This window comes from Eubacterium callanderi, from assembly GCF_900142645.1.
Taxonomy (GTDB): domain Bacteria; phylum Bacillota; class Clostridia; order Eubacteriales; family Eubacteriaceae; genus Eubacterium; species Eubacterium callanderi.
The window spans coordinates 255,870-269,705 of record NZ_FRBP01000003.1 but is presented as its reverse complement, the minus strand read 5'-3'; the positions used below and the strand labels follow the sequence as shown (position 1 = coordinate 269,705).

Below are 13,836 nucleotides of genomic sequence, written 5' to 3'. Positions count from 1 at the left end.
AGAGCCGCGGCCTTGCCGTGATTCAGTTTCTATTTCAGGCCTGTTTAGAAGTGAAGTATAATTACGTTTTGCCCCAATGAAGCAGCAGTGAATTGGGGCTTTTAATTTTGAAAATATTAATGAGTAAGGTGAAAAATATGGAAATACGACGTCATAAAACCAGAGAGGTACCCATCGGAAACCGGAAGATCGGGGGAGATAATCCAATTCTGATCCAGTCCATGACCAATACAGACACAAGGGACGTCCAGGCAACTGTGCGACAGATAAAGGATCTGGAGGCAGCCGGCTGCGACATTGTGCGGGTGGCGGTGCCCGATATGGAGGCAGCAAGAGCCATCGCGAACATAAAAAAACAGATCTCTATTCCACTGGTGGCGGATATCCATTTTAATTACGAGCTGGCGCTGGAGGCTGTTAAAGGCGGGGTGGACAAGCTCCGGATCAACCCTGGAAATATTGGGGATAAGGAGAAGGTACGCCTGGTGGTGGAGGCGGCCAGAGAAGCGGATATTTCCATCCGTATTGGGGTAAACGCAGGCTCTCTGGAAAAAGAACTGCTTGAAAAATACGGGCGCCCTACACCGGAAGCAATGGTGGAGAGCGCTGAAAAACATATTGCCTATCTCGAAGAGCTTAATTTTAACAACATTGTGGTATCCATGAAGGCATCGGATGTGCGCTTTACCATTGACGCCTGCACGCTGTTTTCCCAGAAATATGATTATCCAGTGCATTTGGGCATCACAGAAGCTGGGGTGCTGCGGACTTCGGCCGTTAAGTCAGGCATCGGTATCGGCTATATGCTGTTGAGCGGTATCGGGGATACCATTCGGGTCTCCATCACAGGCAATCCAGTGGATGAAATTTACGTGGCCAGAGATATTTTAAAATCTATCGGTTTGTACCAGAGCGGAGAGGGTATGGTCGAGGTCGTGTCGTGTCCGACCTGTGGACGCACAGAGATTGACCTGATCGGCATCGCAGAGGAAATGAACCGCCGGCTCGTGCATGTCAAAAAAGACTTGAAGGTCGCGGTGATGGGTTGCGTGGTCAATGGCCCGGGTGAGGGGAAGGAAGCAGACATCGGCATTGCCGGTGGAAAAGGAAAAGGGGTTCTTTTTAAAAAAGGGGAAATCTTTAAAACAGTGGCAGAGGATGAGATTATTGATGCCCTGATGGAAGAAATCGAAAGAATGTAGGTGGACGCCTTGAATCCGATTATACATAAACAGAATGATTTAGAAGAACTCATAAAGAAATATGAGCTAAAGCCCCAGCGTGTCGAGGTGAATTCTGCGAGCCAGGAGCTGGTTTTTACTTTTAAAACCCGAATCCCGGAGTGTGACAGCATTTCGGTCCAGCGGGAGCTCGTGGATATTTTTGATTACACTAAGAGCCTGAGTGTCATTATTTCGCCAGAGGCTGAGGGGAATAATGAGGCTGGGGCTAAGAAATCAGTCCACAAGCTCATGGAAAACGTGGATTACGACGCTCTGGCTAAAAAGAAAGAGGACGCGCTGAACAAGCGGTTAAAGGTCATAAAGGATACGCCGCCGGCTAAGGCTGGCACCGGCTCGCCGGGGAGAAAGGATGGCAAAGAGGAGGAAGCCCGTGTGCTGGGCGTTGGCGAAGTTGTCATGGGGGACAAGATCAAGCGTCCAGCCCAGTCCATGGGAGAAATTGACTTCAGTACCGGCGCGGTGCTTGAAAGCACCAACATTGTGGTCAGCGGCCGTGTCTTTGGCATTGACTCAAGAGAAATTACGGATAAAACAACTCTCTTTACCTTTAACATTACCGATGAACATGGCAGTGTCTCCTGTAAGATTTTCGCCCGGAAGAAGAATGTGGGCATGATCAAGGAAAATCTGAAAAAGGACCGCTGGTTTAAGGTTGAGGGGAATATCAATTATGACGAGTACTCCCACGAAAAGGTGCTGACGCCCAAAAATATGGAGGTAGCCGCAGCGCCGGTGCGCCGTGACAACGCAGAAGAAAAGCGCGTCGAGCTTCACCTTCACAGCCAGTACAGCTCCATGGATGCAGTGAGCAAGGTAGCTAAAATCATGAAGCAGGCCAATGACTTTGGCCACGACGCCATCGGCATCACCGACCACGGAGTGCTCCAGGCTTACCCTGAAATGATGTCCCTGAGCAAAAAATATGGTATCAAGGTGCTGTATGGCGTGGAGGGCTACCTGGTGGACGATGACCAGTACATTGTAACAGGGGAACAGAATGAAAGCTTTGAGGGTGAATTTGTATTCTTTGACCTTGAGACCACTGGCCTGATTCCCGGTAAGGACAATATTATTGAGATTGCTGCTGTCAAAATTAAAAACAAGCATATTGTGGACACCTTCTCCAAAATCGTCAATCCACACCGGCCTATTCCACCGTTTATCACCAATCTCACCGGGATTACCAATCAGATGGTTGAGGACGGCGAAGAGGAAGAAGCTGCGGTTAAAGCCTTCTGCGAATTTTGCGGCGATCTGATCCTGGTGGCACACAACGCAAAATTTGATATGGGTTTTATGGAGATTGCGCTGAATGCGCACCACCTGGAAAACAACATCACCTATATTGACACGCTGGCAATGTCCAGAACACTGATTCCAACCATCAACAAACATAATCTCAAAAAGCTGGCGAGCTATTTTAAAGTGGACATGGGGCACCATCACCGGGCGCTGGACGACTCAGTATGCTCGGCGAAAATTTTTGTCAAGCTGATGGAGCTGGCTCAGAAACGGGATGTGGAAGAGGTCGCTGGGCTTAATGGCCTGATGGATGTGGAACAGATCATAAAATCTGGCGATACCTATCATATTATCATCTACGCCAAAAACCAGGCGGGGCTGAAGGATCTGTACAAGCTGGTTTCTGAGGCACATATCAATTATTTCTACAGACGCCCGAGGATACCAAAATCCCTGTTGGCGGCTCACCGGGAAAATCTGATTATTGGCAGCGCCTGCGAGGCTGGAGAGCTGTACAAGGCAGTGCTGAAAAATGTGCCCAAAAACCGACTGGATGAAATCGCTGATTTTTATGACTACTTTGAGGTACAGCCTCTGGGAAACAATGAATACCTGCTTCGGAATGAGACCGTCCACTCCATGGAAGAGCTGGCAGATGTTAACCGGCGGATTGTCGAGCTTGGGCGGGAAAAGGGCAAGCTTGTGGTTGCCACCGGGGACGTCCATTTTGTGGACCCCAGTGACGCCTATTTCAGAGAGATTCTGCAGGCTGGCCAGGGCTACAAGGATTCTCATGAGCAGCCGCCGCTTTACTACCGCTCGACCCAGGAAATGCTGGACGAATTTACCTATGTGGACCCGCAGACCGCTTATGAGCTGGTCGTTACCAACCCGCGCAGGGTGGCGGAACTGTTTGACGATGTGAAGCCCATACCCGATGGCACCTTTCCTCCCATCATTGAGGGATCGGATGACGAGATTCGGGATATGGTTTATAAAAAGGCCCATGAGATGTACGGTGACCCGCTGCCGGACATTGTTGAGCAGCGCGTGAAGCGAGAGCTGGACTCCATTATCGGCAACGGCTATTCGGTTCTGTACCTGATCGCCCAGAAGCTGGTACACCATTCCCTGGAGGATGGTTACCTGGTAGGCTCCAGAGGATCAGTCGGTTCGTCACTGGTTGCCATGCTCTGCGGGATCACAGAGGTTAACTCTCTGGCGCCCCACTATGTCTGCCCGAACTGCAAGCATTATGAGTTCTTTGACAGCACAAAGGTGGGGGTGGGGCCTGACCTTCCCAACGCTGACTGTCCGGAATGCGGCCATCCCATGAATAAGGACGGTTTTGATATTCCATTTGAGACCTTCCTTGGCTTTGAGGGGGATAAGGAGCCGGATATTGACCTTAACTTTTCGGGCGAAAACCAGCCGGAGGCCCACCATTACACCGAGGTGCTCTTTGGCGAGGGCAAGGTCTACCGCGCGGGAACCATTGCGACGCTGGCAGATAAGACAGCCTTTGGCTATGTGAAAAATTTCTTTGATGAAAATGGCGTTACCGCGCCCAGAGCAGAGATGGAACGTGTGATTGAGGGCTGTGCGGGCGTTAAGCGTACCACAGGCCAGCACCCCGGCGGGGTAATGGTTGTGCCAAAGGATAAGGATATCTATGATTTTACGCCGATCCAGTACCCGGCCGATGACCGGGACTGCGGCACCATGACCACCCATTTCGATTACCATTCCATTTCCGGGCGTCTCCTGAAGCTCGATATTCTGGGTCATGATGACCCGACCATGCTCCGTATGCTCAAGGACATTACAGGACTTGACCCCCAGGAGATTCCGCTGGACGACGAAAAGGTCATCAGCCTGTTCACAGGCACCAGTGCCCTGGACCTGAAGGATGATGATTTTGACATCCCCCTCGGTACCTGCGGTATCCCTGAGTTTGGGACCAACTTTGTCCGTCAGATGGTGCTGGACACCAAGCCCACAGCCTTTTCAGACCTGATCCGTATTTCCGGCTTATCCCACGGCACAGACGTCTGGACCAACAATGCGCAGGACCTTGTGCGTTCTGGAACTGCGACCATCAAGGACGTTATCTGTACCCGTGACGATATTATGCTCGGACTGATCTCAATGGGACTGGCGCCTAAGGAATCCTTCAGCATTATGGAGCATGTCCGTAAAGGGAAGGGCCTGACAGAGGATGAGGAAGCGTATATGAAGGAAAATAATGTACCGGCCTGGTACATTGATTCCTGTAAAAAAATCAAGTACATGTTCCCTAAGGCCCATGCGGCAGCCTATGTTATGATGGCCTTCCGCATCGCCTACTACAAGGTTTATTACCCGTTGGCTTACTACGCCACCTATTACAGTATCCGCGCCAAGGAATTTAATTTGGAAAAGATGACCAACGGCAAGGAGACTGTCAAGAAAACACTGGCGGAAATCCGCTCTCAGGGGAACAAGGCCAGCAACAAGGATCAGCAGCTTCTGACTTCGCTGGAGCTGGCGCTGGAAATGTACTGCCGTGGCTTTGGCTTTAAAAATGTGGATGTCTACGAGTCCCACTACAGCGAGTTTAAAATTATTGGCAATGATTTGCTGCCACCGCTCAACGCCATTGACGGCCTGGGTGATAAGGCGGCCATGCAGATTTATGAGGAAGCCCAGAAGCGGCCCTTCATCTCCAAGGAGGATCTGCAGACCAGAGCCAAGGTCAATAAATCCAATATCGAAAAGCTTGAGCAGTTTGGCTGTCTGAGCAGCCTGCCAGACTCCAATCAGATGAGCTTTTTAACCATGATGTAAATAACAAAAACAGCAGCACGCCAATGGCCGGCTGCTGTTTTTATATTCGGACGTATAATAAAAAGATACGGAAATTACCGAAAACGTTTCTAAATAAAGGTGATTCTTTTCACAAGATGTGTTATAATAAGACATCATTTTAAGGTATAATCGGCAATTGTATCGGAAGATTATAACGTGAGTGTAAAAGAAAGAGGCCTTAAAAGCCTGTTGAGGTATTAGCAATATGAGTAAGAGGTTGTCGCGGGTCGCCTTGATTGCGCTGATTCTTTTGCTGTTTATCGCGGTGTTTTTTTTGATGCGCTATGTGCAGAATCTGCTGTACTCAGATGTGCGGATCAACCTGACTGAGGTGGTGACTCAAAATAAGGATGTGGTTACCAGCAAGCTGAAGGTTGAGGTCAACAATCTGGACAATGTATCTAAACAGCTAACCGACCGGCTGAGTCAGGAAGGCTCTGCGGATGGAAATGCGCTCAAATCAGCTTTTTTAAGCTATATTAGGGAGAACCCAGACCCGGATCTTTTTATCGCGGATGGCGCGGGAAACGCTTATTTTACGGATGGCAGTAGTGTCAGCGTAGCGGGACGGAAATACTTCCGGCTGGCTCTGGAGGGGGTTCAGAATATATCCGATAAAACAATCTCCCGTATCACAGGTGAAGAGATGTTTGCGATTAGTGTTCCCATGTACTTTAAAAATCAGATTATCGGAACGATTCAGAAGCAGTATACTCCAGAGGAAATGTATAATCTGTGCTCACTTTCTCTGTTTTCAGATCAGGGCTCAATGTATATTATCAACAGTCAGGGATATATTTTAATTGGTTCAGAGCAGGAAGAATACAACAAGGAATCTGACAACTACTTCCGAAGCCTTTATCAGAAGGGTAACCAGGAGGCCTCCCGGAAGCTGGAGCAGGGGATCAAGAATGAACAGGCAGGCTTTATGGAGACGACTGAGGATGGCGAAAGGATTTTCTCAGCCTATACGCCAGTGGAGGAGATCCATGACTGGTACCTGATTTCGAGCATACCGACCAGCGCAGTATCACCAAACGCCAACATGGTGGTCAAAATGTTTTATGTGATCCTCTGTGTGGTCGTTGGTGTACTGGGGGTCATCATGTTTGTTTTTCTGGCCTATAAGAACAGACAGCAGGCCAATCTGCGGAGAATCGCCTTTGTGGATACAGTGACCGGTGGGAACACCTTTAATAAATTTACGGTCGATCTTCAGGCTGCGCTTGCAGCCAATCCGGAGCATCCGGGCTATTTGATGACCTTTGACGTCGATAATTTTAAGTATGTCAACAATTACTATGGATTTGATGTGGGCGATAAAATTCTCCGCCATATCTACGATAAGATGGCTGAGCAGATGAAGCCCGGAGAGAGTCTCGCCCGAATATCCGGTGACCATTTTATCGTACTGCTGCAAGAGGCCGCGCCTGAACGCCTGAATGGGATGCTGAAGGCGTCTATGGAAAATGATCAGGGGGTTATGCTGTACTATACGGCTGGAGTTTACGAGATCGCAGACCCGGATGAGAGCATCAGTCTGATGGTCGACAAGGCCAGCGCAGCCGCACAGGTCAATAAAGGGATGATGCGCAAGGAAATCGCTTTTTACTCCGTCCAGTTCGACGAGCAGATGATTGAGAGCGAGCAGCTTAAACGCTCGGTGGAACAGGCCCTGACCAACGATGAGATTGTGCCTTTCTTCCAGCCAAAGGTCAATATCAACACTAGAGAAATCGTCGGAGCAGAGGTGCTGGCGCGTTGGATCACCAGGGAGGGTAGGCTCCGCTCACCGGCTGAGTTCATCCCGCTGTGTGAGAAGACTGGCCTCATCACCGAGCTGGACATGATTATTTTCGAGAAAACACTGGCGTTTTTGAGGATGAATCTGGATGAGAAGGTGCCGTGCGTGCCCATCTCCATTAACTTTTCGAGGCTGCATCTGCTGGATGATGGCTTCTTTGACAAGATTACAAGACGGATTCACCAATACAATATTCCGCCAGAGCTGATTGAAATCGAGCTGACAGAAAGTGCGATTTTTGATAATCATGAGATTATATCCGAATTTACAAACCAGCTTCACCAATACGGCCTTCAGATATCCATGGATGATTTTGGCTCTGGCTATTCTTCGTTAAATATGTTGAAGGATATCCCCATTGATGTTCTGAAAATTGACCGCGCTTTCCTGGAGGAAACCTCAGACAGTAAAAAGCAGCGTGTCATTCTCTCCGCCATTGCCCATATGGCAAAACGCCTGGACATCCGGGTGGTGGTCGAGGGCGTGGAAACCATTGAAAATGTTAACCTGATGAAGGAATTTGGCTGCTACATTGCGCAGGGGTATTATTTTGCCAAACCAATGGATGAAGAATCTTTTGGGAAAATATATAAAGAAGGGATATTATAGGAAAACAGGATGAAAAAATTTCTGTGCTGTCTGGGCAGCCTGTTGCTTGTGGCAACATTATTAAGCGGCTGCAGTACAAAGGAGGATGCGGTGAAAATAGGCGTGTCCTTTGGTGTTGGAAGCGCCTCACGCTGGCCTCTGGAGCAGGGGTATATGGAGGAGCGCGCAAAGGAGCTGGGTGATGAGATAGAGGTGCGGCTGAACACCACCGATACGCCTAAAACCCAGCAGGAGGACTGTTTTGAGATGATTGACAGCGGGATTGACGTATTGATTCTGACCCCGCGGGATGTCAATAATACCGAGGAGATTTTAGCCTATGCTAAAAAGAAAAACGTTAAGGTCGTCAACTATGCCCGAGTGGTGCTTGGAGACAATGTGGATCTGTTTGTCGGCTATGACAGCGGACGCATTGGGCAGAGCATGGGGCAGTACCTCAGCGAAAAAGTCTATGAAGGGGATTATATTATCCTGAGGGGTGATTCCGGCGATTATAATGCCACGCTTCTTTACGAGGGTGCCATGCGCTATATCGACTCGATCAGAGGAAGCATCAATATTATTATGGATGAGGCTGTTCCCGGCTGGTCTGCCGATACGGCAAAGGAAATGGTCAAGAACGCTGTGGCCCAAAATGGGAACCGCGTCAATGCTATCCTTGCGCCCAATGACAAGCTGGCAGGAGCCTGCGCTGATGCCCTCACAGAGTTGGGAATCACCACACCCGTTGTGATTACCGGTATGGACGCGGAGTTAGACGCAGTCAAACGTATTGTCGATGGTAAGCAGGATATGACAATTTATATGGACCTGAAGGATCTGGCCCGAAAAGCTGTGGAGGAAGCGGATAAAATGGGCAGAAACCAGAAAGTTGACGTCAACGCAGACTTCGACAACCAGGGTGAGAGCACAGTTGCCTCCTACCTGATAAACGGCCAGGTGGTCACGAAACAGAATATTGATAAAATCCTCATTGACAAGGGTTATTATACAAAAGAAGAGGTTTATGGGAACTGACCGGTTTCCAGTAATGAAAGAAAGGTGATTAAGTGCATCTTTCTTTTTTTATTAAGATTTATAAAAAAGACTTGACAAAATGGGAAGAGGGCTTTATTATTTAGTTATGAAAAGCAATACATAGGACGTTCTTCGTTACACATTTAACAAATGGCGTTCTATTAAAAATTTTAGTTATAAAGGTAGGATGACCTACTAAGAAAACAGAAAAGAGGTACTGAAATGGATCGTATGGTTGGTTTTATCGGACTAGGTATTATGGGAAAACCAATGGCTAAGAACCTGGTTAAAGGAGGGTGCAGCCTGCTGGTAAACGATTTGAACGGGGACGCAGTAAAGGAACTGACAGATATGGGCGCTCAGGCGGCAACACTGAAAGAGATTGGCGAAAAATGCCCGGTTATCTTCACCATTCTTCCCAATGGCGCCATTGTCCAGTCGGTATTATTTGGGGCTGACGGCGTGGCAGAAGGCGTCAAAGAAGGCAGTGTTGTTGTGGATATGAGCTCTGTGACACCTACAGAATCCAAGGTTTGCGCCGAAAAACTGGCGTCTCTGGGGGTTGATTTCCTGGATGCTCCGGTAAGCGGCGGAGAACCCAAGGCGATCGACGGGACGCTGGCTTTTATGGTCGGCGGCAAACAGGAAGCCTTTGACAGGATGGTCCCTTATTTTGACATCATGGGCGCATCGGCACTGCTGGTCGGCGGAACCGGCAGCGGTTCTGTTACAAAGCTGGCCAATCAGGTCATCGTTAACCTGAACATCGCAGCTGTATCGGAGGCACTGGTACTGGCCACAAAGGCCGGGGCTGATCCGGAGCTGGTTTACAAGGCGATCCGGGGCGGCCTTGCGGGAAGCACCGTCCTCGACGCCAAGGCGCCGCTGATGATCGACCGCAATTTTGTACCCGGCGGTAAAATTTCCATTAACCTGAAAGATATTAAAAACGTCATGGCAACCGCTCACGACATTGACGTTCCGCTGCCCATGAGCAGCCAGCTGCTGGAAATCATGCAGGCCCTGAAGGTAGACGGCCATCTGGAAGATGACCACGGCGGCATTGTACAGTATTTTGAAAAGCTGGCCGGTGTCGAAGTAAAACGGAAGGAACAGTAGGTGAGTGATATGGCAGAAAGATTAGAGGCATCCATTTTAACAACCTTTAAGCCCATTGACGAGAAAGCCGTTAACGCACAGCTCAATGAAGCCTTGAAGGGCTTTGACCGCAAAATTGTGGTTCTGGACGACGACCCTACCGGGGTACAGACCGTCCACGATATTTCCGTCTATACCGACTGGTCGGTCGACAGCATGCGCAAGGGCTTTGACGAGGAAAACAGTATGTTCTTTATCCTGACCAACTCCAGAGGGCTGACGGCTCCCGAGACCACAAAGGCTCACCGGGAAATGGCTGAGAACATTTTACAGGTGGCAAAGGAAACCGGCAAGAAATTTGTCGTGATCAGCCGGAGCGATTCGACCCTCCGTGGTCACTATCCGCTGGAGCCAGAGATTTTAAAGGACGTCATTGAGTCCGGCTCAGACCAGAAAATTGACGGCGAAATTATCTATCCCTTCTTTAAAGAGGGCGGCCGCTTCACCATCGGCAACGTTCATTATGTACAGGAGGGCGATGTGCTGGTACCGGCGGGCGAAACCGAGTTTGCAAAGGACAAATCCTTTGGGTACAAGGCGTCCGATCTGGGTGAGTGGTGCGAAGAAAAGTCCGGCGGTAAGTACAAGGCCGGGGATGTAACCTTCATTTCACTGGAGGATCTGAGAAATCTGGAAATCGACAAGATTGCAGATCAGCTCATGCAGGTGAAGGATTTCAATAAAATTGTGGTCAATTCCATCGACTATGCAGATGTCAAGGTTTTTGCCATCGCATTGGTAAAAGCCATGAATCAGGGTAAAAACTTTATATTCCGCTCAGCCGCAGCCATCACAAAGGTACTCGGCGGCGTGACGGATAAGCCGATTCTCAGCCATGACGAGCTGATTTTAACAGAAAACAGGAATGGTGGCATCATTGTTGTCGGTTCCCACGTCAACAAGACGACCGCACAGCTTGAGGAGCTGAAAAACTCGGACAAACCTATTGAGTTTATCGAGTTCAACCAGCACCGTGTACTGGAAGAAAACGGACTGGAACAGGAAGTAGAACGGGTCGTGTCCATTGTGGACGCAGATATTAAGGCTGGTAAAACCGTCGCTGTCTATACCCGCCGGGATCGCTTTGACCTGGATACTGACGATAAGGATGAACAGCTTAAGGTGTCTGTCAAAATATCTGACGCGGTCACCAGCATCATCACCAACCTGTCTGTGCGCCCAAACTTTATTGTGGCCAAGGGCGGGATTACCTCCAGTGACATTGGCACGAAGGCACTGCGGGTGCAGAAGGCCAATGTCATGGGCCAGATTAAACCGGGGATCCCTGTATGGATGACCGGGGAGGAAAGCAAATTCCCAGGACTGCCCTACGTGATCTTCCCGGGCAATGTAGGCACCAATACCACACTGAGAGAAGCTGTTGAGACCCTGATGGGTGAATGATTCGGGCGGCCTGTCTGGTAAAAATACCGGGCAGGCGCCCACAAATAAGCGTTTTACTGAAATCGCAGTCATAAGATTATTGGCGGAAAGTGGTTCCGCTTAATAAAATAAAAAATTTATATGAGGTGAACTTTATGAACATTTTCTTATCCTATCCATTGGACCCGAACGATTTAGCATGGCCAGGCGAACCGGTCATCAAAGTAAGACAGTGTACTGAAATCGGTGATGAAACCCCGTTCAACAGCTTTATGTCCGAGCTGCCAAACCACTGCGGCACCCACTATGATGCACCGAAGCATTTCAATCCAGACGGACTGAGAATCAATGAGCTGCCCATTGACTACTTCGTGTTCAAAAAAGTACTGCTTTTGGATATTCCGAAAAATGCCTGCGAAGGCGTAACCATCGAGGATTTAAAGAAGCATGAAGACGAAATTCAGCAGGCAGATCTGCTGCTGATCCGCACCGGCTTTGGCGAAGTAAGAAAAACGGATCCTAAGAAATATCAGATGGAAGGCCCATTCCTGACACCGGAAACCTGCCTGTATATGGTCAATACTTACAAGAACCTGAAATGCGTAGGCTTTGACTTCCTGGCAATCGGCTCGCCCTGCAATGATCTGGCAGCACCGGCTCACCAGAATCTCTTAGGCCTGAACACTGAAAAATTCATCACTGCAATCGAAGACATGAACCTGTCCGAATTAAAGGGAAAAATTAATTTTGTTGTTGCCGCTCCGCTGCGCATCGTAGGCGTAGACAGCAGCCAGGTCAGTGTGATTGCAGACTTAGATTAGAGACCTCTTTAAGACGGTGGAGCAGAGGGGACATTGTTGTTAAACCGTTTTGAGTTAGTGACACTTTAAATTGAAAATGGAGAATGGAGAATTCAGGAACGCTTTAGCTGGCGCTGTAGCGATTGAGACTGCGGCCCCTGGCTGCGTTTAACCAAATTTGCGCCGCAAATTTGTTCCTATAATTCTCCATTCTCCATTTTACATTCTCAATTGTCTTTGTCGTGCCAGAAAGTCATGCTCTTTTCCACTGCGGCGTCGATGCTTTTCACGTCCTTTTCCTGAATGCAGCGGAGGATTTCCTTATGGTAGCCCTCAGCCTTGTCAAAAAGCTCCTGGGTATTGATGGTATCCTCAATGGACAGGGAAAAGATCTCATAGATGCCGTTGACCAGCTTGGAAATATAGGGGTTGCCGCAGATATCGGCAATGGCAACGTGAAAAGAGTAATCCAGATAGGCGGCTTTTTCCTTGTCGCCGCTCTCATAGGACCTGCGGATATCCTTGATGATCTGGCTCAGGTGGACGATGTCGCCGTCGGTGGCCTTTTTCATGGCTGTACGCAGGACCATCTCCTCCATACACTCCCTGAATTCCACCATGTCCGGGTCACTTTCGGCCTGAAAGATGATACTGTAGATAATGGGGTTGAAGACGGTGGGGGCAATGTGATCGCACACATAGGTGCCGTCACCGCGCCGGATGTCGACCACGCCCAGTGCGGATAAAATTTTCATGGCCTCACGCAGGGAGTTTCGTCCTACGTTCAGCTCTTCCATGAGCTCAAATTCGCTGGGGAGTTTTTCCCCTACCTTAAATTGTCCGGTAGAAATGGCTTTGACAATCCGGTCGATAATCTTGTCAACAATGGAGGAGTTATCAATGGGTGAAAGGGCATTTGCCGGTTTTTTTCTGTCGCTTGGCATAATTTCAAATCTCCTAAGGTCATTTAGTAGGATGTTTGGACATCCTGTTTGTACCTTATTATAACCTACCGGCAAATAATGAGCAAATGTTTATTTAAGAATCAGCGCATCAAACAACAAGCTGTAAAAGGCCACAGACCGCTGTTTTAATTACAGATCTTTGTTCAAAAAGATATGCCTTGAAATCAAATAGGACAGAAACACAAACGCCAGCACAAATAACGGGGAGCACCAGGCCAGCAGGGTGAGGGTCTGGGCTGAGGGCAGTTTTAGCGCAGGCAGATAGCTGCTTAAAAACGTCAGACCTACAGTGGGGATGAGAACAGTAATCATCATGATAAAACGGGCCTTTTCGGTTCCGAATTTATAGATAAAGGGTGTGATCAGCCCGCCCAGAAATAAGGCGACCAGCAAAGAGACAAGCGTGCTGATGAGAATCTCCTGCATGGGCAGGTGGATGATCAGGCCCACAATAAGGCTGAGGGCCAGTGTGATAACCGTGCCGAAGGCGCACAGCAGAAGAATGAAAAGGTACTTGCTTTTCACGAGGTCGGCCCGGCTCAGGGGCAGGGACAGGGCGAATTCGTTCCAGTGGTTGTAGCTGTCATAGCTGAAGCTGCTGAGAGAGCAGATCATGATCAGAATCGCATTGACCGAAGCAAAAATACTGACCGAGGTCATGCCAAAGGCCATAAAAATGTACAGCACCATGAGCACAGCCAGTATTCTGAAATACCGGCGCAGGCCGAGAAATTCTTTGATGATTAAGCCTTTCATTTTTGGTCTCC

General features: G+C 48.9%; 9 protein-coding genes. 7 read left to right on the top strand and 2 right to left on the bottom strand.

Features of this window, described 5'->3' with window-relative positions; genetic code table 11:
- The first annotated feature begins 137 nt into the window (after positions 1 to 137).
- The 7 genes from ispG to BUC22_RS05135 all read left to right on the top strand — a co-directional run bounded on the left by ispG (position 138) and on the right by BUC22_RS05135 (position 12,125).
- Positions 138 to 1,202 (top strand): flavodoxin-dependent (E)-4-hydroxy-3-methylbut-2-enyl-diphosphate synthase, encoded by a 1,065-nt coding sequence (gene ispG / locus BUC22_RS05165; protein WP_041689843.1) that lies wholly within the window; start codon positions 138 to 140, stop codon positions 1,200 to 1,202.
- Complete coding sequence (locus BUC22_RS05160; RefSeq protein ID WP_013379880.1) at positions 1,203 to 5,312, top strand: PolC-type DNA polymerase III; 4,110 nt, start codon at positions 1,203 to 1,205, stop codon at positions 5,310 to 5,312.
- Between the two features lie 226 nt (positions 5,313 to 5,538).
- On the top strand, positions 5,539 to 7,746 hold the full coding sequence (locus BUC22_RS05155; protein WP_013379881.1) for a bifunctional diguanylate cyclase/phosphodiesterase: 2,208 nt from the start codon (positions 5,539 to 5,541) through the stop codon (positions 7,744 to 7,746).
- Between the two features lie 9 nt (positions 7,747 to 7,755).
- Positions 7,756 to 8,763 (top strand): sugar ABC transporter substrate-binding protein, encoded by a 1,008-nt coding sequence (locus tag BUC22_RS05150; protein ID WP_013379882.1) that lies wholly within the window; start codon positions 7,756 to 7,758, stop codon positions 8,761 to 8,763.
- A gap of 222 nt (positions 8,764 to 8,985) precedes the next feature.
- A complete protein-coding gene (garR, locus tag BUC22_RS05145; RefSeq protein ID WP_013379884.1) occupies positions 8,986 to 9,882 on the top strand; it encodes a 2-hydroxy-3-oxopropionate reductase in 897 nt (298 codons plus the stop codon).
- Positions 9,883 to 9,891: 9 nt separating this feature from the next.
- Positions 9,892 to 11,325 (top strand): four-carbon acid sugar kinase family protein, encoded by a 1,434-nt coding sequence (locus tag BUC22_RS05140; protein WP_041689844.1) that lies wholly within the window; start codon positions 9,892 to 9,894, stop codon positions 11,323 to 11,325.
- Positions 11,326 to 11,459: 134 nt separating this feature from the next.
- Positions 11,460 to 12,125, top strand: a complete 666-nt coding sequence (locus BUC22_RS05135) for a cyclase family protein (RefSeq protein ID WP_041689845.1) — start codon at positions 11,460 to 11,462, stop codon at positions 12,123 to 12,125.
- Positions 12,126 to 12,331: 206 nt separating this feature from the next.
- Here the strand turns inward: BUC22_RS05135 and BUC22_RS05130 are convergent, their stop codons facing one another.
- Both BUC22_RS05130 and BUC22_RS05125 read right to left on the bottom strand, forming a co-directional pair.
- A complete protein-coding gene (locus BUC22_RS05130; protein ID WP_013379887.1) occupies positions 12,332 to 13,048 on the bottom strand; it encodes a FadR/GntR family transcriptional regulator in 717 nt (238 codons plus the stop codon).
- A 150-nt stretch (positions 13,049 to 13,198) separates the two neighbouring features.
- Positions 13,199 to 13,825, bottom strand: coding sequence for an ABC-2 transporter permease (locus BUC22_RS05125; protein ID WP_013379888.1), 627 nt, complete (start codon positions 13,823 to 13,825; stop codon positions 13,199 to 13,201).
- Positions 13,826 to 13,836: the final 11 nt, after the last annotated feature.

Bases quoted from the DNA above. Each gene is read 5' to 3' on its own strand.
- ispG (WP_041689843.1), top strand. From the start codon at position 138: ATGGAAATACGACGTCATAAAACCAGAGAGGTACCCATCGGAAACCGG.
- BUC22_RS05155 (WP_013379881.1), top strand. From the start codon at position 5,539: ATGAGTAAGAGGTTGTCGCGGGTCGCCTTGATTGCGCTGATTCTTTTG.
- BUC22_RS05150 (WP_013379882.1), top strand. From the start codon at position 7,756: ATGAAAAAATTTCTGTGCTGTCTGGGCAGCCTGTTGCTTGTGGCAACA.
- garR (WP_013379884.1), top strand. From the start codon at position 8,986: ATGGATCGTATGGTTGGTTTTATCGGACTAGGTATTATGGGAAAACCA.
- BUC22_RS05140 (WP_041689844.1), top strand. From the start codon at position 9,892: ATGGCAGAAAGATTAGAGGCATCCATTTTAACAACCTTTAAGCCCATT.
- BUC22_RS05135 (WP_041689845.1), top strand. From the start codon at position 11,460: ATGAACATTTTCTTATCCTATCCATTGGACCCGAACGATTTAGCATGG.
- BUC22_RS05130 (WP_013379887.1), bottom strand. From the start codon at position 13,048: ATGCCAAGCGACAGAAAAAAACCGGCAAATGCCCTTTCACCCATTGAT.
- BUC22_RS05125 (WP_013379888.1), bottom strand. From the start codon at position 13,825: ATGAAAGGCTTAATCATCAAAGAATTTCTCGGCCTGCGCCGGTATTTC.